The sequence below is a fragment of the Tardiphaga sp. vice304 genome (genome assembly GCF_007018905.1).
In the GTDB taxonomy this organism is placed as follows: Bacteria; Pseudomonadota; Alphaproteobacteria; order Rhizobiales; family Xanthobacteraceae; genus Tardiphaga.
Map to the genome: position 1 here is coordinate 5059510 of NZ_CP041402.1, position 18647 is coordinate 5078156.

At 64.5% G+C, this 18647-nt stretch carries 18 protein-coding genes; 8 read left to right on the forward strand and 10 right to left on the reverse strand.

What is annotated here, in order from left to right; genetic code table 11:
- Window positions 1–104: 104 nt before the first annotated feature.
- Window positions 105–872 carry an SOS response-associated peptidase gene (locus FNL56_RS24190; protein WP_143582419.1) on the reverse strand — a complete coding sequence of 256 codons (768 nt, stop codon included), beginning with the start codon at window positions 870–872 and terminating at the stop codon, window positions 105–107.
- A gap of 60 nt (window positions 873–932) precedes the next feature.
- Here FNL56_RS24190 and FNL56_RS24195 point away from each other — a divergent pair, with 60 nt between their 5' ends.
- The 5 genes from FNL56_RS24195 (at window position 933) to FNL56_RS24215 (ending at window position 3884) form a co-directional block, all read left to right on the forward strand.
- On the forward strand, window positions 933–1457 hold the full coding sequence (locus FNL56_RS24195) for a hypothetical protein (RefSeq protein ID WP_143575376.1): 525 nt from the start codon (window positions 933–935) through the stop codon (window positions 1455–1457).
- Window positions 1454–1879: an NUDIX hydrolase gene (locus tag FNL56_RS24200; RefSeq protein ID WP_143575377.1), complete on the forward strand. Its 426-nt coding sequence runs from the start codon at window positions 1454–1456 to the stop codon at window positions 1877–1879. The genes FNL56_RS24195 and FNL56_RS24200 overlap by 4 nt, the downstream gene beginning before the upstream one ends.
- Window positions 1880–1947: 68 nt before the next feature.
- Window positions 1948–2319, forward strand: a complete 372-nt coding sequence (locus FNL56_RS24205; RefSeq protein ID WP_143575378.1) for a TIGR02301 family protein — start codon at window positions 1948–1950, stop codon at window positions 2317–2319.
- Window positions 2319–2984 carry an HAD family hydrolase gene (locus tag FNL56_RS24210; RefSeq protein WP_143575379.1) on the forward strand — a complete coding sequence of 222 codons (666 nt, stop codon included), beginning with the start codon at window positions 2319–2321 and terminating at the stop codon, window positions 2982–2984. The genes FNL56_RS24205 and FNL56_RS24210 overlap by 1 nt, the downstream gene beginning before the upstream one ends.
- A gap of 120 nt (window positions 2985–3104) precedes the next feature.
- Window positions 3105–3884: an enoyl-CoA hydratase-related protein gene (locus tag FNL56_RS24215; protein WP_143575380.1), complete on the forward strand. Its 780-nt coding sequence runs from the start codon at window positions 3105–3107 to the stop codon at window positions 3882–3884.
- Between the two features lie 209 nt (window positions 3885–4093).
- On the opposite strand, the gene FNL56_RS24220 is transcribed toward FNL56_RS24215, so the two are convergent.
- Window positions 4094–4885, reverse strand: a complete 792-nt coding sequence (locus FNL56_RS24220) for an enoyl-CoA hydratase/isomerase (protein ID WP_143575383.1) — start codon at window positions 4883–4885, stop codon at window positions 4094–4096.
- Window positions 4886–5039: 154 nt separating this feature from the next.
- On the opposite strand from FNL56_RS24220, the gene FNL56_RS24225 reads away from it, so the two are divergent.
- On the forward strand, window positions 5040–5819 hold the full coding sequence (locus FNL56_RS24225; RefSeq protein ID WP_143575385.1) for an SDR family NAD(P)-dependent oxidoreductase: 780 nt from the start codon (window positions 5040–5042) through the stop codon (window positions 5817–5819).
- A 226-nt stretch (window positions 5820–6045) separates the two neighbouring features.
- On the forward strand, window positions 6046–7545 hold the full coding sequence (locus FNL56_RS24230; RefSeq protein ID WP_143575386.1) for an acetyl-CoA acetyltransferase: 1500 nt from the start codon (window positions 6046–6048) through the stop codon (window positions 7543–7545).
- Window positions 7546–7689: 144 nt separating this feature from the next.
- Here the strand turns inward: FNL56_RS24230 and FNL56_RS24240 are convergent, their stop codons facing one another.
- The 6 genes from FNL56_RS24240 to ltnD form a co-directional block, all read right to left on the reverse strand.
- Entirely contained in the window at window positions 7690–8886 is a 1197-nt protein-coding gene (locus tag FNL56_RS24240; protein WP_143575387.1) for an efflux RND transporter periplasmic adaptor subunit, read from the reverse strand.
- Window positions 8876–12061: an efflux RND transporter permease subunit gene (locus tag FNL56_RS24245; RefSeq protein ID WP_143578345.1), complete on the reverse strand. Its 3186-nt coding sequence runs from the start codon at window positions 12059–12061 to the stop codon at window positions 8876–8878. Before FNL56_RS24245 ends, FNL56_RS24240 begins: the two co-directional genes overlap by 11 nt.
- Window positions 12062–12451: 390 nt before the next feature.
- Complete coding sequence (locus tag FNL56_RS24250; protein ID WP_143578346.1) at window positions 12452–14131, reverse strand: methyl-accepting chemotaxis protein; 1680 nt, start codon at window positions 14129–14131, stop codon at window positions 12452–12454.
- Window positions 14132–14372: 241 nt separating this feature from the next.
- Window positions 14373–15647, reverse strand: a complete 1275-nt coding sequence (gene otnK, locus FNL56_RS24255) for a 3-oxo-tetronate kinase (RefSeq protein WP_143575391.1) — start codon at window positions 15645–15647, stop codon at window positions 14373–14375.
- Window positions 15644–16423 carry a 2-oxo-tetronate isomerase gene (otnI, locus tag FNL56_RS24260; protein ID WP_143575393.1) on the reverse strand — a complete coding sequence of 260 codons (780 nt, stop codon included), beginning with the start codon at window positions 16421–16423 and terminating at the stop codon, window positions 15644–15646. Before otnI ends, otnK begins: the two co-directional genes overlap by 4 nt.
- A 20-nt stretch (window positions 16424–16443) precedes the next feature.
- Window positions 16444–17520, reverse strand: coding sequence for an L-threonate dehydrogenase (gene ltnD, locus FNL56_RS24265; RefSeq protein WP_143575395.1), 1077 nt, complete (start codon window positions 17518–17520; stop codon window positions 16444–16446).
- Between ltnD and otnC the strand changes: the two genes are divergently transcribed.
- The gene (gene otnC / locus FNL56_RS24270) at window positions 17475–18137 is read left to right on the forward strand and encodes a 3-oxo-tetronate 4-phosphate decarboxylase (protein ID WP_143575396.1); all 663 of its coding nucleotides are present in this window, start codon (window positions 17475–17477) and stop codon (window positions 18135–18137) included. The genes ltnD and otnC overlap by 46 nt on opposite strands.
- 8 nt (window positions 18138–18145) lie before the next feature.
- On the opposite strand, the gene FNL56_RS24275 is transcribed toward otnC, so the two are convergent.
- Together FNL56_RS24275 and FNL56_RS24280 are read right to left on the reverse strand one after the other, a co-directional pair.
- Window positions 18146–18400 carry a ParE family toxin-like protein gene (locus tag FNL56_RS24275; protein ID WP_143575397.1) on the reverse strand — a complete coding sequence of 85 codons (255 nt, stop codon included), beginning with the start codon at window positions 18398–18400 and terminating at the stop codon, window positions 18146–18148.
- Entirely contained in the window at window positions 18397–18597 is a 201-nt protein-coding gene (locus tag FNL56_RS24280) for a hypothetical protein (protein WP_143575399.1), read from the reverse strand. Before FNL56_RS24280 ends, FNL56_RS24275 begins: the two co-directional genes overlap by 4 nt.
- Between the last annotated feature and the right edge of the window lie 50 nt (window positions 18598–18647).

An 18647-nucleotide genomic window follows, 5' to 3' on the forward strand; every position in this document is an offset into this window, starting at 1 on the left:
TCTGCGCGTGCGAGCCGCAATCGTGCGGCGTGGTAAACCGCGCGTCCACGAAACTGGTAAACATCCGGTCAACGAAAACGTCGCCTATACACGCGCCTGCGAACTTAAAAAAGCGAGCCCTGCCCGCCATCGCCCGCCGCGGCCGCCACTTTTCGAGCGGCCGTTTTCTTCGCCGGCTTCAGGCTGTCGGCAGCGGCCATTTCTTCCGCGGAGATCGGCAGGATCAGTTGCGCATCATCATTGGCGGGCTTGTTCACCGCGGTGGAGACCGGATGCCACACGAACGCGCCATCCTCCGGCGCGCGCAGCAGCGTCATCACATCCGTCGCATTGTCGGCGCTGCAATCCAGCCATTGCGCAAAATCATCCGGCGCGATGGTCACCGGAACGCGATGGTGCAGCACCGACATGCCGGTGCTCGCCGCCGCGGTGATGATAGCGACGGTGTCGAGTTCTTCGCCATTCGGTCCCATCCAGGTTTCCGCAAGACCGGCAAAGCCGATCGGTCCGCGGGCGCGCGGATGGATGAAATACGGCTGCTTGCGGCCATCGGAGGTGTGCCACTCATAATAGCCGTCAGCGGGCACAAGGCAGCGACGCCGCCGGATCGCATTCCTGAAGGCGGGCTTCTCCTGCACGGTCTCGGCGCGGGCGTTGATCAATAGCGTAAACTGGCGGGGATCCTTGACCCAGGACGGCAGCAAGCCCCAGCGCATCAGCCGAAAATGCCGCGCGCCATTTTCCAGGATGACGACGGGAACAGGTTTGGTGGGTGCCACATTGTAACGCGCCGGAAAATTTGGCTGCTCGACATAGCCAAATACCTGCCGAAGCGCTTCCGGCGCCGTTGTGATAACAAATCGCCCGCACATTTGCGTCCCACACCTGATGTCTTCAGCCGGTTTTAACCTGAAATGCCAACAGTGCGAAACATGACCATGACGGCCATCAAACCGGCGCAGCAGGATCGCCAGAATTCGGGAAATGACGATGCAGTTCCGATTGCATCGGCGGCGGAGCTGTCGGCGGCCAACATCAACCCGCGCACGGGCCTGGCTACCGACTATCTGAACCACTTCAACGAAGCCATCATGCTGCTCGAGTTGATCCCGGATATGCCGGACTGCTACGAGCTGTTTCTGGAATGGCAGCCTTTGTCCTACGCTGAACACTTCATCAAATCGAACTTCAAGGCGCGCGATCTGGCGATCGCCGCCTATGAATCGGCCAGGCCCGAAGTGCGCGCCGAATTCGACACCGTGGTCGCGACCATGACCTCGATCCTCACCGCGGTAAGCGATGCCATGCGCGAGGTGCAGCAGGACAGGACCCGCGCCAAACTGGCCGAACAGGCCGCCGAGTGGGTCAAGCCGCTGGTCGGCGTCGCCGGCGGCGTCATCAATGGTCACGATGTGGAATCCAGCGTCGACGACATCATGGCCGACGCGACGTCATGACGTCCGACTCCCCGATTCGTCCGCAGCTTGCCGTTTCGGCCTCGATTTTCCGTGATGGCCGCGTGCTGCTCATCCAGCGTGCCCATCCGCCCGCGAAGGGTTCATGGTCGGTGCCCGGCGGCCGTGTCGAATTCGGCGAGCCGCTGCACATCGCGCTGGCGCGGGAGGTCATGGAAGAGACCGGTCTTGAGATCGAGATTTTGGGACTTGCCGGCTGGCGTGAGGTGCTCCCCGCCGTCTCCGGGGCCGGCAAGCACTACGTGGTGATGTCGTTTGCCGCGCGCTGGGTGGCCGGGGAGCCGGTCCTGAACGGCGAATGCGACGATTTCGCCTGGCTGCCGCCGGATGCGCTGGGGTCCCGCCAGCTGACGCCCGGCCTGCAGGACATCGTCGATGCGGCGCGCGTGCTGGCGAAAGCCTGACACACCGCCCCTCCGCCTTGCTTCGTTCGCGCCGAAAAGGCATATCAGCCGGGTTCCTGGATCGATCGATGCCCAAGCTGTTCCTTGCCGCCCTGCTGATCGTCGCGACCCTGGGCTCCGCCCGGGCGCAGGAGGCGGCTGCGCCTTTCGATGGCGATCTGGCGCGGCTGTCCGAGATCCTCGGCACGCTGCATTACCTGCGCGGCATCTGCGGCAACAATGAAGGCGCCAAATGGCGCAACGAGATGCAGGCGCTCGTCGATGCCGAAACGCCCACGGGCGAGCGCCGCGCCCGCATGATCAACAGCTTCAACCGCGGCTATAACGGCTTCCAGCAGACCTACCGGACCTGCACCCCGGCCGCCGGCATCGCCATCCGCCGCTACATCGAGGAAGGCGCCAAGATCTCGCGCGATCTGACCGCGCGTTACGCCAACTGATGGGCCTGTTCACGCCGACATCCCCCGCCGTCGACACGGTGTTCTTCGACCTCGACGGCACGCTGACCGATCCGAAGATCGGCATCACCACCTCGATCCAGTATGCGCTGGCCAGGTTCGACATCGCGGTGCCGACGCAGGAGGAACTGACCTGGTGCATCGGCCCACCGCTGCACGCCGCCTTCAAGACTTTGTTGGGAACCGGCGACGCCGACGCGCATCGCGCCGTCGAATTTTATCGCGAACGATTTTCCGACGTCGGACTGTTCGAAAACACGCTGTATGACGGTATCGAGGATGCGCTCAGCGCCGTTTCTGCGCCCGGCCGCCGATTGTTCGTCGCCACCAGCAAGCCGCACGTGTTCGCTGACCGCATCATCGACCATTTCGGCCTGCGTTCGTATTTCGGCCGCGTTTTCGGCTCGGAGCTCGACGGCACCCGCGCCCATAAGACCGACCTGCTGCGCTATGCGCTCGACGAAACCGCCAGCGATCCCAAGCGGGCCATTATGATTGGCGATCGCATGCACGACATGATCGGCGCCGCCAATAACGGCATCGGCACCATCGGCGTGCTGTACGGCTATGGCAGCCGCGAGGAATTACGCGACGCCGGCGCCATGCATCTGTGCAGCGCACCCGGCGAAATTCCGGGCTGCTTCTAGCTCCGGGCAGCCCGGGCGGGTTCTTGATCTTGCTCGGCGCCCGGCTAAGGTGACGTTGGCACATCACGCCCGGCGCAACTGCGCCGCGCAAATTCTGCCCAATGAAAAGAGGAAACGTCGATGGCATTGCAATTCTCGACCGTGACCCGTCAGGGCCCGATCACCATCGTCACGCTGTCGCGGCCGGAAGTGTACAACGCGCTGCACACCGACGCGCATAATGAGTTGCACGACGTCTTCAACGATTTCGCCAGCGATCCCGAGCAGTGGGTGGCTATCGTCACCGGCGCCGGCGACAAGGCGTTCTGCGCCGGCAACGACCTGAAATGGCAGGCCGCCGGCGGCAAGCGCGGCTGGAATACTTCGGGCTTCGCCGGCCTCACCGCGCGGTTCGATTGCGACAAGCCTATCATCGCCGCCGTCAATGGCGTCGCGATGGGCGGCGGCTTCGAAGTCGCGTTGTCCTGCGACCTCATCATCGCATCGGAGAACGCGACCTTCGCGCTGCCGGAGCCGAAGGTAGGCCTTGCCGCGATGGCCGGCGGCCTGCACCGGCTGCCGCGCCAGATCGGCCTGAAGCGCGCGATGGGCATGATCCTCACCGGCCGCCATGTGAAGGCGCAGGAGGGTTTCGAACTCGGCTTCGTCAATGAAGTTGTGCCGCAGGGCGAAGCGCTGACGGCCGCAATCCGCTGGGCCGAGACGATTGCCAAGAACTCGCCGATGTCGATCCGCGCCTCGAAGCAGGTGATGCAAAAGGGCTCGAACGTATCGCTCGAACAGGCGATCGCCGAGCAGCGCGACTATCCGGCGGTGAAGGCGATGGTGGCGTCGCAGGATTATATCGAGGGACCGAAGGCGTTTGCGGAGAAGCGCGCGCCGGACTGGAAGGGCAAGTAGCTTTCACCCTGACCGCGTTGGCGCGTAGACCGCGCCCCACACTCGATGTCGTCCCGGCGAACGCCGGGACCCATAACCATCGTCATGTGTGATTGAAGCAAGGCGTCGCCCTCTGGCGCGTGAGCCGCACGGACAGAGGCAATGGGTCCCGGCGTTTGCCGGGACGACATCGCGTGTGTATCTCCTGCAGCGCCAGCAACAGCGCGCTGCTATTTCCCCGTGAACTTCGCCGGGCGTTTCTCGAGAAACGCGCTGACGCCTTCCCTGAAATCCTCCGCGGCGCCTGCGATACGCTGCGACTGCACCTCCAGATTGATCTGATCCTCGAAAGAATTCTCCGGGCTGTCCCAATACAGCTTGCGGATCTGCGACAGCGCGATGGTCGGGCCGTTGGCCAACTCATGCGCCAGCTTCATTGCCTCGGCCATCAGGACGGCATCGTCATGGACGCGGTTGATCAGGCCCCATTCCAGCGCCTTCTCGGCCGGCAGCTTCTCGCCGAGCAGCGACAGCTCCACCGCGCGCGCCTTGCCGATCAGCCGCGGCAGCATCCAGGTCGAGCCGCAATCCGGTACCAGGCCGATGCGGCGGAAGGCCTGCAGAAAATACGACGAGCGCGCGCAGAGAATGAGATCGCCCATCATCGCAAAGCTCATGCCCGCACCCGCGGCGGGACCGTTCACCGCGGTGACGATCGGACAATGCAACCCGCGCAGCCGCCGCAGAAACGGATGGAAGCCGATCTCCAGCGAAGCGCCGGCGCCGCTCTTCTTGGTGACGCTGTTGTTGCGGCCCTGCAGGTTCGCGCCGGTGCAGAACGCACGGCCGGCGCCGGTAATCACCAGACAGCGCACCGAGGCTTTGCGCTCCTCGATCTCGTCCAGCGCCTCGCCGAGCCCGCCCAACATATCCATGGACACGGCGTTCATCACCTCCTGATGGTCGAGCGTGAGGATCGCGACGTGGCCGTCGAAGTCGAGCGTGGCGTGTTTGAACTGCATGGTTTCCTCGATTGTTGATCCGCGTGTTATTCCGCGGTGTGGAAGTGTTTACTCGCTGCATATTTGATTTTTTGACGGCGCTTGTCCATGCTTGCAGCGAACATCTGATCTCACACGGACGCACGGCCAACGTGCGCCAGCACAGGAAACGCCGATGAGCATCTTCGATCTCACAGGACGTGTCGCGGTGGTGACCGGCGGCAATGGCGGCATCGGTCTCGGCATCGCGCAGGCTCTGGCTGCGGCCGGATGCAACGTCTCGATCTGGGGCCGCAACGCGGCCAAGAACGAGACTGCCGCTGCGACGATGGCGGGCTGCGTTGGCACGGTCGATACGCAGATCTGCGACGTCACCGACACCGGCTCGGTGAAGGCGGCGATGGCCGCCACGCTGCAAAAGTTCGGACGCGTCGATGGCTGCTTTGCCAATGCCGGGATCGGCGGCGGCGGGCGGCACGCTTTCATCGATCGCACCGAAGAGCAGTGGCGCACCATGTTCGCCACCAATCTCGACGGCGTGTTTCATGTCTTTCAGGCCACCGCGCGGCATATGACCGAGCGCGCCGAGGCCGGCGACAAATTCGGCCGGCTGGTGGCGACGTCGAGCCTCGCTTCTATCTTCGGTACCGCGCGCAACGAGCACTATGCCGCGACCAAGGCCGCGATCAATGCGCTGGTGCGCGCGCTGGCCGTCGAACTGGCGCGGCAGGGCGTGACGGCGAACGCGATCCTGCCGGGCTGGATCAGGAGCGACATGACGCAAGGCCTGATGGCCAACGAGAAGTTCGTCGCCAATGTGATGCCGCGAATTCCCGTGCGCCGGTTCGGCGAGCCTTCGGATTTCGGCGGCATCGCGGTGTATCTGATGAGCGGCGCGTCGTCGTATCATACGGCGGACACGTTCGTGATCGACGGCGGCTACACTGCGTTCTAGTTCTTTCTTTTTCCTTCTCCCCTTGTGGGAGAAGGTGGCGCGGACGAAGTCCGCGTCGGATGAGGGGGTCTTAGCGACAGTGCTTGTGGCTTCCCCTCACCCGTCTCGACCGCTTTCGCGGTCGATCCACCCTCTCCCACCTAGCGAAGCTTCGCTTCGCGCGGGGGAGAGGGAAGAAGGAATCGAGATCGCGCCGCCTTCAGACTGAAACTTCAACGAGAAAAAAATGACCAATACTCCCGAGCACCGCATCCCCGTCATCGTCGGCGTCGGCGAATTCTCCGATCACCCCAGCGAGCTCACCGCCGGGCTCGAGCCGCTGGCGCTGATCGAACAGGCGCTGAAGCGCGCCGAGCAGGACGCCGGCGCAAAGCTGCTTTCCGAGATCGACTCGCTCGACATCGTCAATTTCCTGAGCTGGCGCTACAGCGATCCCGCCAGGCAGTTGAGCGAACGGCTCGGCATCGCGCCAACCCAGGCGCATTACGGCCCGGTCGGCGGCGAGAGCCCGATCCGCTTCATCCATGAGGCTGCCAAGCGCATCGCGCGCGGCGAAGCCACGGTCGCCGCGATCTGCGGCGCCGAGGCGCAATCGACGGCGACCAAGGCCGAGCGCGCCGGCGTCACGCTGCCGTGGACGCCGTTCGCCCATGACGCACCGGAGCCGCTACGCGGCGCCAATTATCAGAAGCCGATGGCGACCACGCTCGGCGTCGCCAAGCCGGTCACCGTGTATCCGTTCTATGAGGCCGCCTCGGCCGCGCATTGGGGCCAGACGCCGCGCCAGGCACTCGCGGAATCCGGCGAGCTGTGGTCGCGCTACTCGGCGGTGGCCGCGCAAAATCCGCAAGCCTGGCTGAAGCACGCCTATGCGCCGGAGGAGATCACCACGCCGACCTCGGACAACCGTCTGATCGCCTGGCCCTATACCAAGCTGATGGTGGCCAATCCGATGGTCAACCAGGCGGCGGCGATCCTCGTCACCAGTCTGGCGAAAGCGCGCGCGGCCGGCATCGCCGAGGATCGCATGGTCTACATCCACGGCGGCGCCTCGGCGGAGGAGCCGCGCGACTATCTCGACCGCGACCAGTATGTCGAGAGCCACGCGCAGAATGCCGTGCTGAAAGCGGCGATGGCGCTGGCGGATGGCAATGCCTTCGATGCGATCGAGCTGTACAGCTGCTTCCCCGTGGTGCCGAAGATGGCGCGCCGCACGCTGAAACTCGGCGCGGACGTACAGCCGACCGTGGCCGGTGGCCTCACCTTCTTCGGCGCGCCGCTCAACGACTACATGGCGCATGCGGCCTGCGCGATGGTGCGGAAGCTGCGCGCCGGCGCGCAGCTCGGGCTGCTCTACGGGCAGGGTGGCTTCGTCACCAAGCACCATGCGCTGGTGCTGTCGCGACAGGCCGGCGAGGCCCTGGCGCAGGATACTAGCGTCCAGGCGGAAGCGGATCGCCAACGCGGGGCCTTGCCGGCGTTCGTGACGCAGGCTTCGGGGACCGGCACGGTGGAGAGTTTCACGGTGATCTTTGGCCGCAACAACGTCGCCGAACATGGCGTCGTCATCCTCCGCACCGCCGACAACGCGCGGGCGCTGGCACGGGTGCCGGTGCAGGACACAGCCACGCTGGCGCATCTGCTGGACATGGACCGCTCGCCGGTAGGCTCGCGCGGGGCGATCAGCGCCGCGGCCGATGGCGTGCTGGAGTGGAAGGTCGGGTAGCAGCTTCGGACGCTGTCGTCCCCTCCCGTCTCGAACCCACTTCCGCCATCGCTCATCAAGCTACGGCGGACAAGTCGCGGGGCTTCGATCCACCCTCTCCCGCCTGCGCAGCTTCGCTGCTTGTGGGAGAGGGGTAGAAAGAGCTCAGCCCTTCGCGTCCTGCTTCTCGGACGCCGTGGCCGGCTTGTCGGTCTTCGACGGGTTCGACACCCGCACCGGATCGCCGTCGCGGAGGCCGTCGGGGGGCGTGGTGACGATGCGGTCATCGGCGGCAATGCCGGAGGCCAGTTCGATCTCGCGGCCGAGGTCGCGCGCGATGACGACCGTCTTGAACAGGATCTTGTCGCCGGGCGTCACGGTGGCGACCCGTGTGCCGTCCTTGTTGAAGATCAGCGCGCTGGCCGGGATGTGCAACGGCGCGGCGTCTCGGGCAAGGCTCATCTTCACATTGGCGTAGCCGCCGGGCAGCAACTCGCCCTTCGGATTGTCGAGCGCGAGCTGCATCCGCGCGGTACCGGAGGCGACGTCGACCGATTGCGACGAAGCCTCTAACGTGGCCTGAAAGGTGCGGTTCGGATAATCCGGCACGGTGATGACCGCCTTCGCGCCCATCTGGATGGCCGGCACATAGGTCTGCGGCACATCGACATAGACGCGCAGCTTGGTGATGTCGGATACCACGAACATCGCCAGACCCGTGCCGGTGCCGCCGGAGATCAGCGCGCCGACGTCGGTATTGCGCTGGGTGATGACGCCGTCGAACGGCGCGGTGACTTTCTTGTAGCCGGCCAGCGCCTCCAGCCGCTCGACATTGGCGGTCCCGGAATTCACCGCGGCCCGCTTGTTGGCGAGGTCGGCGCTGCGTTCGTCAATTTCCTGCGCCGAGACGAAGTTCGAGGCCACCAGCGACTTGCGGCGGTTCAGCGTCGCCTCCGACAATCGCGCGCTGGATTGCTGGCTGACCAGATCGGCGCGGGCCTGCACGAGCTGCTGGTCGAGGTCCGGCGCCTCGATCTCGGCGAGCACCTCACCGGCCTTGACCTGCTTGCCTATGTCGGCGCTCCAGCTGGCGACATAGCCGCTGACGCGGGCATAGATCGGCGCCCGCGAATAGGCCTCCAGCCGGCCCGGCAAATCGAGCGTGGCGTTGAGCGTCCGTGCGTCGGCCGGCGCCACCGCGACGCTGGGAATAGCCTGCGCATCGGTCCAGGTCTTCAACTCGCTATCGGTCTTGGCGCGCGCCATGATGCCGGTCACCACGACCGCGCCCGCGGCCACCAGCCCGATGACCCCAATGAGGCCAAGCTTGCGGCGGGACGGCTGCTTCAGATCAGTGGACATGCGACAACTCCGGCGAGCATGCCTCTGGCGCGGGCTGCTGCTTCTTGTGGACCATGCTGAACACCACCGGCACGAACATCAGCGTTGCAATCGTAGCAAAAATCAGGCCGCCGATCACGGCGCGGCCGAGCGGCGCGTTCTGTTCGCCGCCCTCGCCCAGCCCCATCGCCATCGGCGCCATGCCGATGACCATCGCCAGCGCCGTCATCAGCACCGGGCGGAACCGGACGAAACCGGCCTGCGACGCCGCAGCGATCGGATCGCCATACATGGCATAATGTTCCCGGGCGAACGAGATCACCAGCACCGAATTGGCGGTGGCGACGCCCATGCACATGATGGCCCCGGTCAAGGCCGGCACCGACATGGTCGTCTCGGTGGCAAACAGCATCCAGACGATGCCGGCAAGCGCCGCCGGCAATGCCGTGATGATCACGAACGGATCCGACCACGACTGGAAGTTGACCACGATGAGGAAATAGATCAGCACGACGGCGCCGAGCAGGCCGAACAGCAGGCCGGAGAACGCCGAGTTCATGGTCTCGACCTGGCCGAGCAGCACCACGCGGCTGCCGCGCGGCACCTCCGCCTTGGTCTCCTCGATCGCCCTGTAGATATCCTTTGCGACCGCGCCCAGGTCGCGGCCCTGCGGCGTGGCGTAGATCTGCACCATCGACTGGATGTCGTATTGCGACACCACGGCATTGGTGGCCGTACGATTGATGCTGGCGATGCCGCCGAGCATCGGCGCGGTGGCGGCACCCACGGCGGTGACCGGCAGCGTCTCCAGCGCGCCCAGCGAATCCATCTTGTACTGCGGCGTCTGCATCACGATCGAATAGGAAACGCCGTTGTCGGGGTTGAGATAGTAGGTCGGCGCGACCTGCGAGGAGCCTGCGAGATTGACCACCAGCGAGTTGGTGACGTCGCGCTCGGTGACCCCGACATATTGCGCGCGGGTGCGATCGACATCGATGTTGAAGCCGGGATTATTCGGCGACTGCTGGATGCGGGCGTCGGCAATGCCGGGGATGCGACGGATCTTGTTCAGCAATTTGCCGGCATATTCGTAGTTGGCGGCGAGGTTGGCGCCGCGGATCTGCAGGTCGATCGGCGCCGGCGCGCCGAAATTCAGGATCTGACTGACGATGTCGGCGGGCAGGAACGCAAAGCTGACGCCCGGGAACAGCCGCGGCAGCTTTTCCCGCAATTCCCGAACGTAGTCCGCCGTCGGTCTGTGGCCTTCGACCAGCTTGATCTGGAAGTCGCCGTCCTGCGATCCGATCACGCCGGTGTTGTTGTAGGTCAGGTTGATGCCCGAGACGGGCATGCCGATATTGTCGGTCATGGTCTCGATCTGGTCCGGCGGCACGATGGTGCGGATCGCCTTGGTGATGTCGGCGAACTGGTTGGCGGTCTCCTCGACGCGGGTGCCGACCTGGGTGCGGACATGCATCAGGATGCTGCCGCCATCGACGGTCGGGAAGAAGTTGCGACCGAGGAACGGCACCAGCAGGAACGACAGCGCGACGACGGCCAGGAAGCCGGTGACGAATACCGGTCGGCGTCCGAGCGCCGCATCCAGCAGGCCGTGATAGCCGGCCCGAAAACGCGCGAACCGCGCCTCGAAGCCGCGCTGGAATTTGACCAGCGGATTGCGGGTCGCAGGGCGCTCGCCTTCGGCATGATGGACGTGGTTCTGCAGCAGATACTTCGCCATGGTCGGCACCAGCGTGCGCGACAGCAGGAACGACCACAGCATCGCGAACATCACGGCTTCGGCCATCGGCACGAACAGGAAGCGCGCGATGCCGTCGAGAAAGAACATCGGCACGAACACGATGCAGATGCACAGCAGCGAGACGAAGGCCGGCACCACGATCTGGTTGGCGCCATCAAGAATCGCCGGCTCGACGTCCTTGCCGTTCTCCAGGTGATAGTTGATGTTCTCGATCGTCACCGTGGCGTCGTCGACCAGGATGCCGACCGCCAGCGCCAAGCCGCCCAGCGTCATGATGTTGAGCGTCTCGCCGATCAGCGACAGCATGATGATGGCGCCGAGGATCGAGAGCGGGATCGACACCGCGATAATCACCGTGGAGCGCCAGCTGCCGAGGAACAGCAGGATCATGATCGAGGTCAGCAGCGCGGCGATGGCGCCTTCGATCGCCACGCCCGCGATCGCGCCACGGACGAAGCCGGACTGGTCGCCGATATAGGCGATCTTGATGCCGTCGGGCAGCGCCGGGCGATAGGCGATCACCTTCTGCTTGATGCCGGCGATGATATCCAGCGTTGACACAGAGCCGGCCTTGAGCACCTGCATCAGCACCGAGCGGCTGCCATCGACATGCACGATGTTGGTCTGCGGCGAGTTGCCGTCGCGCACGGTGGCGACGTCACGGACATAGACCATGGCGCCGTTGACCGTCTTGATCGGCAGGCTGCCGAGTTCCTCGATCCGGCGGGCGGAGTTGTTGAGGTTGATGGTGTACTCGAAGCCGCCGATCTTCTGCGTGCCGACCGGCGTGATCAGGTTCTGCGCCGCCAGCGCATTGGCGACGTCCTGGCCGGACAGTCCGCGCGACTGCAACGCACCGGGGTTAAGATCGATTGTGACCTGGCGCTGCTTGCCGCCAAACGGAAACGGGATCGCCGCCCCCGGCACGGTGACGAGTTGCGTGCGTAGCTGGTTGAAGGCGATGTCCTGCAGCTGCTGTTCGTTGAAGCCTTCGCCGGACAGCGCGATGTTGATGATCGGCACAGTCGAGGCCGAGTAGTTCAAGATCAGCGGCGGTGTCGCGCCCGGCGGCATCTGGCGGATCAGCGTCTGAGAAATCGCGGTGACCTGGGCGTTGGCAGTGCGGATATCGACATTGGGCTGGAAGAAGATCTTGACGATACCGAAGCCGGCATAGGAATTCGCCGAGATGTGTTCGATGTCGTTGACGGTGGTGGTCAGCGCGCGCTGGAACGGCGTCGTGATGCGCCCGGCCATCTGGTCCGGCGGCAGGCCGGTATACTGCCAGATCACGCCGATCACGGGGATGCGGATCTCGGGGAAAATGTCGGTCGGCGTACGCAACGCTGCGAGCGGTCCGACGATCAACAGCAGCAGCGCGAGCACGACAAAGGTATAGGGCCGGCTCAACGCTATGCGTACCAACGAGATCATCGAACGGGAATTCCCTGGGTTGCAGTGAGATACGGGCCCGGAATCCAGACCGACCGTCGCACCAGATTTACCCGAAGCGCGCGCAATAGCCAGCGCCTGCGGCTTCCCGGCACTTCACTTCGACGACATTAGGTGAATTTACCATCCCTCGTGGCGCGAGCACAACAGTTTGAGGCTTCAACTAATGCTGCGGCCACATGAAGGATTTGTAATGCGCGGTCGCTGCGCAGCGGACTGCCTGTCGAGGCGCCGGGCCGCATGGCGACTGGGCGGGTGGACCCTGGCCTGCTTGCACCGCTTGCCGAAGACCGTTCAAAAGAACCCAGATAAAGACAATGCAGGGTGGACGAGGCGTTGCACGCCTCCCCACCCTGCGATCGCATTATCTGCTTACGCGGCGCGGACCGCACTGAGGAACTTGCCGACATCGAGCTTGAGACGGCTGCTCTCGCCCGACAGCGACTGAGCCGCCGAGAGGACCTCGGAGGACGCCGAGCCGGTCTCGCTGGCGCCGCGTTGCACGTCGGTGATGTTGGACGACACTTCCATGGTGCCCTGCGCGGCCTGCTGGACGTTGCGGGAGATCTCCTGGGTGGCCGCTCCCTGCTCTTCGACGGCCGAAGCAATGGTCGAGGAGATTTCCGACATCCGTCCGATGGTGTCGCCGATCTCCTTGATCGCGTTGACCGAGTCCTGCGTCGCCGCCTGGATTCCGGAAATCTGCATGCTGATCTCGCCGGTCGCCTTGGCGGTCTGCTCGGCCAGCGCCTTGACTTCGGAGGCGACCACCGCGAAGCCGCGGCCGGCCTCGCCGGCGCGCGCCGCCTCGATCGTCGCATTCAGTGCCAGCAGGTTGGTCTGGCCGGCGATGGTGTTGATGAGTTCGACAACGTCCCCGATCCGGGAGGCCGCCTTCGCCAGTTCGCTGACCCGGTCGTTGGTCTTGCGCGCCTGTTCGACGGCCTGGCTGGCAATGGTCGCCGACTCCTGCACCTGACGGCTGATCTCGTTGACCGACGAAGCCATTTCTTCCGTCGCGGACGCCACCGACTGTACGTTGGTCGAAGCCTCTTCGGAGGCTGCTGCCACCGCGGTGGCCAATTCCTGCGAACGCTCGGCGGTGGAGGTCAGCGTGCCGGCGGAGGCCTCGAGCTGGTTCGACGCCGACGACACCGTCTCCACGATGTCGCCGATCATGGCTTCGAAGGCGCGGGTGATACCATCGACGCGACGACCGCGCTCGATCTTTACTTCGGCGTCGGTCGAGGCCGCTTCGTCCGCGGCCTTCTTGTCGATCAGCGCCAGCTTGAAGACCTGCAGCGTATCCGCCATCTTGCCGATCTCGGTAGCTTCGCCCTGATGCGGCACGGTCGCCGCAAGATCGCCATTGCCCAGCGCCTGCATCGGCACGATGATCGAATTGATGCCGCGCGACACGTCTCGAACCAGCATGATCGCAGCGACGATGCCGACGATGATGGCAAACACGACGGATCCGATCAGCAACTTGATGGCGAGGCTGAAATCCTGCGTCGCCCGGTCACTGGCCAGCAACGCGCCCCTGTTGTTGAGTTCGACGTCCTTTTCGAGGGCGGCGCTGGCCAACATTCCGGTCTTGGTGGCCTTCAGGTTGAGATCACGGATCGCCTTGTCGGCTCCCTTACGAGACCCTTCCAGCACGGGAACGAGCTCGGCGACATAGGCGCTCCAGTACTTGGCAAACTCGTCGTACAACGCCTGCTCTTCTGGCGAAGTAATCAGCGGCTCGTACTCCTTGCGAGCATTTGCGATCTGATCGGTGTAGCGGGCGATCGAAGCATCCTGGACCTTTCTGCCGGCGTCGTCGTCTGCCAGAAGGTGCGAACGGATAACACCGCGGTAGGCGATCGTCGCGGACCGCAATTCCGAGAGGGTACGGATGCTTGGCAACCAGTTGCTGGCGATATCGACGGTCGCGGCGTTGATGCCATACATTTGCTTGATCGCCAGAGCGCCCATGCAGCTCATGACAAGAAGCAGGATCGCGACAACAGCCGAAATCTTGGTACGAATGGAAATGGTCGCAAACATGATGGTCCTGTCCTTCGGTCGTCGACCGTTGGCCCGCTGTCGCGGCGTTGAAATTCGATCGTGTTAATCCGGGAACGAGGAAATTGCCCGGGCGTCTGACCAATCGTACGGTCAATGATCGCCAGATCAGCTAACAATAATTTCGTTAAAGACAGGTACCGGGCATACACGTTCTGGCTCGTACATGAGGTAACCTGATAATAAAATACGTCGCATTCGGTACTGCGCAACCACCTGCCCGTCAGCGCATCAAATTATTTGCTTCGCTGAAGAATTCAGGCCCTCCGAAATTGCCGGACTTTAACGCCAGCAACATCGCGCCTTGCTTGGCGCCGACGGCGCGCAGCACCGGCACGCCGGGTGCAATTTCCGCACCGACCATGAAGCCGGGGATCGCCAATCGATCGACCACCGCGCCGGAGGTCTCGCCGCCCGCGACCACCAGTCGTCGCACGCCGGCCTGCACCAGGGCTTCGGCGATATCCGCCATCGCCTGCTCGATGGCATGGCCGACGACATCACGGCCGTGACGCGCCTGTATCGCAGCCACGTCTTCCGGCGTCGAACTGCTGGCGATCAGGAAAGCGCCGCTGCCGATCCGCGGTGTGGCCCACGAAAGCGCGCGCACCACCGCGTCGCCACCGATGATCTGCTTCGCATCGAGACGCAATATCGGCATGGTCTGCTCGGCGCGCGCGATCTGCTGCAGCGTCGCCTGCGAACAACTGCCGGCGAGACAGGCCGCAGCGCCGCCGATATCCTCGCCGGCCGGCGCGGCGGCGGAATGCGCCGCAACGCGGCCGGACGCGATCAGCGCGCGCGCGAGACCAAGGCCGAGGCCGGAGGCGCCGACCGAGACGCAATGTGTCAGCGCTACCGCGCCGATGGTTCCGAGATCAGGACCGAACACCGCATCCGCGATCGCCGCACCGATTCCCCGCGTCGCGAGCGCATCGAGATGCGCGCGCACCGCCTGCGGCCCGCGAGCGATGGTTGCGAGATCGAGCAGCCCCACTTTCGTCCGGCTCTGCCGTGCCAGCACGCGGACCAGATTGGAATCGTGCATCGGGTTGAGCGGATGGTCCTTCAGCGGGCTTTCGTGCAAAGGCACATGGCCCACGAAGAGGTGGCCCTGATAGACGGTGCGGCCGGTTTCCGGAAACGCCGGCGTGACGAGCACGATCGGCTCGGCGGCATCGGCGCGCAGCGCGTCCATCACCGGACCGATATTGCCCTGCTCGGTAGAGTCGAAGGTGGAGCAGATCTTGAACAACACATGACCGGCGCCGCGGCCACGCAGCCATCGCTCCGCCGCGCGGGAACGCGAGACGGCAATATCTGCCGCAATCGAACGGCTCTTCAGCGATACCACGACGGCATCGACCTCCGGCAAGGCCAGATCGTCAGAAGGAATACCGATGGTCTGCACGGTGCGCAGCCCGCAGCGGGTCAGCGTATTGGCGAGATCGGAGGCGCCGGTGTAGTCGTCGGCGATGCAGCCCAGCGCCAGCGTCATTGCTTCACCGCGGCATAGGGCGAAAACCAGCCGAGACCCGCGACGGTGCCGGCGGCCGGACGATATTCGCAACCGATGTAGTGCTCGTAGCCGAGCCGGTCGAGCTCGGCAAAGAGGAACGGATAGTTCAGCTCCTCGCCCGGCTCGTGGCGCGACGGCACGCTGGCGATCTGGATATGGCCGATCAGCGGCAGCATCTCGCGCAGCCGCATGGTGACATCACCATGCAGGATCTGGCAGTGGTAGATGTCGAACTGCAGCCCGACATTCGGAATCTTCATGTCGACGATCAGGTCGCGCGCAAATTCGAAGTCGTTGAGGAAATAGCCCGGCACGTCGCGCTTGTTGATCGGCTCGAGCATCACGTCGATGCCCTGGTCGCCGAAAAAGTTCGCGGTCCATTCCACCGACTTGCGGAACGCCGCCACCGCCTTGGGATCCCGGCGATCGGCGAGGCCCGCCATCATATGCAGCCGTCGCACGCCTGTCGCCTTCACATAGGGCAGCGCGGTATGAACGCTTTGTCGCAACTCGTCGAACTTGTCGGGCCGCGCGGCGAAGCCTTTTTCGCCGGCCTCCCAGTCGCCCGGCGGCAGGTTGAACAGCACCTGCTGCAGGTCATTGCGCTGCAGGCGCTCGGCGATCACTTCCGGCGGATGCTCGTAGGGGAACAGGAATTCGACCGCGGTGAAGCCGGCGGCCGCGGCGGCATCGAAGCGATCGAGGAACGGATGTTCGGTGAACATCATCGACAGGTTGGCGGCAAAGCGGGGCATGGTGCGTCCTCTGTTGTCGGTCAGGCCGGATCGCCGGGCAGTTTCGTACCCGTCACCCTCGCGTACATCCGCGCCACCGAGGCGTCGTCGTCGCGCCCCATGCCGGAAGCGGAGGTCATCAGGAACATCTGCAGCGCCGCAGCCGACACCGGCACCGGAAACTTCGCGGTGCGCGCCATGTCCTGGATGATGCCGAGGTCCTTGACGAAGATGTCGACCGCGCTGCGCGGCGCATAGTCGCCATCGAGCACATGCGGAATTCGGTTCTCGAACATCCAGGAATTGCCGGCCGAGGCGGTGATGACTTCGTAGACCTTGCGGATGTCGAGCCCCTGTTTGGCGGCGAAGGCGATCGCCTCCGACGCCGCGGCAATGTGCACGCCGGCCAGCAGTTGGTTGATCATCTTGAAAGCGGCACCCTGGCCGGGTTCGTCGCCGAGTTCATAGAGCTTGGCGGCCATCGCATCGAGCGCCGGGCGCGCTTTGGCAAACGCGGCCGGACTGCCCGAAGCCAGGATGGTCAGTTCGCCCTGCGCGGCGCGCTGCGCGCCGCCGGAGATCGGAGCATCGAGATAATGCCGGCCGGTGGCCTCGAGTTGCCGAGCGAGCCGGCGCGCGACGTCGGGGTCCATCGTTGCCGAGGAGATGAACACGGCGTCTTTTGCCAGCGTCGAGGCCACGCCGTCGGCGGCGAACAGGATGGTTTCGGTCTGCGCCGCATTGACGACGACACTGACGACGATATCGGCGTGTTGCGCCGCGGCGGCCGGGGAAGCGGCGCCCTGCCCGCCCTCGCCGACGAATTTGGCGACCGCATCCGGAGAAACATCGCAGCCGGTGACGTCGAGGCCGGCGCGGCGCAGCGATGTCGCCATGCCAAAGCCCATCGAGCCCAGCCCGATCACGGCGACGCGCGGTTTCCCGGATTCAGTCGGCGGCATGCAGCATCCCTCGGTTTCCTCATTGCCGGCTTTTTGCGCGGCCTTGGCCTTGGGTAACACGGCTTGGCCCTCACGCGAAAGCGTGGGAGAAAGCCGAAAAGGACGCCGCGATGGAAACGAAACTGCGCGAAGAGATCTGCCGGCTTGGCCGCTCATTGTTCGAGCGCGGGCTGACCCCGGGCTCGTCCGGCAATATCAGCGTGCGCTGCGACGACGGCGGCTGGCTGGTAACGCCGACCAACGCCTCGCTGGGCTCGCTCGATCCGGCAAGGCTGTCGCGGCTGGATGCCTCCGGCCGGCTGATTTCGGGCGACGCGCCGACCAAGGAAGTGCCGTTGCACACCGCCTTGTACGAGACCCGCGCCGCTTCGCACGCCGTCGTGCACCTGCACTCGACGCATTCGGTGGCGCTGTCGATGCTGCCCGAGATCGACTCGCGCGCCGCGCTGCCGCCGCTGACGCCGTACTACCTGATGAAATGCGGCGCCACCGCGCTGGTGCCATATCACCGGCCCGGCGATCCGGCGGTCGCCGAGGCGATCAAGGGGCTGGCGGGGAAGTATTCATCGGTGCTGCTGGCCAATCACGGCCCGGTGGTGGCCGGCGACTCGCTGGAGGCCGCGGTGTACGCGATCGAGGAACTGGAAGAGACGGCGAAGCTGTATTTGCTGCTGCGCGGGTTGAACCCGCGATATTTGTCACCGGCGCAGGTGAAGGATCTGTCGGAGGTGTTCGGGCTGGGGCTGCCGGAGGAGCCGCATCGGCACGATTGATCGCCCAACTACTTCAACAGCGCGTCGTAATCGGCATGCGATCCGATCCAGAACCACATCAGGCCGCCCTCCGTCTCGACGGCGAGAGCCCGGTAGCGCAATCCGACCCGGGCCGAAACATACCGGCCAATTTTCTTTAACTGTAGCGAGGGATGCCGTGGGTCGCTTTTCAACAAGTCAAAATTCTTGTCGGCTAGCGCGCGGATGTTTTCGGGTAGAAGCCGATAGGCCGTCCAGAATTCCGGACTGGCGAAGTGCTTCACAGCTCGCGTGCCAGCCCTTGCCGATTGGATTCCAACGCCTGGTCTGCGAGATCATCGAGCCTGCCACTGACCGCATCCTGCGCAATCTTGCGATCGAATGTGGCGGCGTCGAACGCCTCGAACCATGACCGAAATGCCGCCAGCTCTGCCGGCGGCAGCATTTCGATGGCTTTCTCGATGTCTTCGACACTGCTCATGGGTGCAGGCATAGCACGAATGCCGCAGACTTTGAACTGCTGCGTTGTGG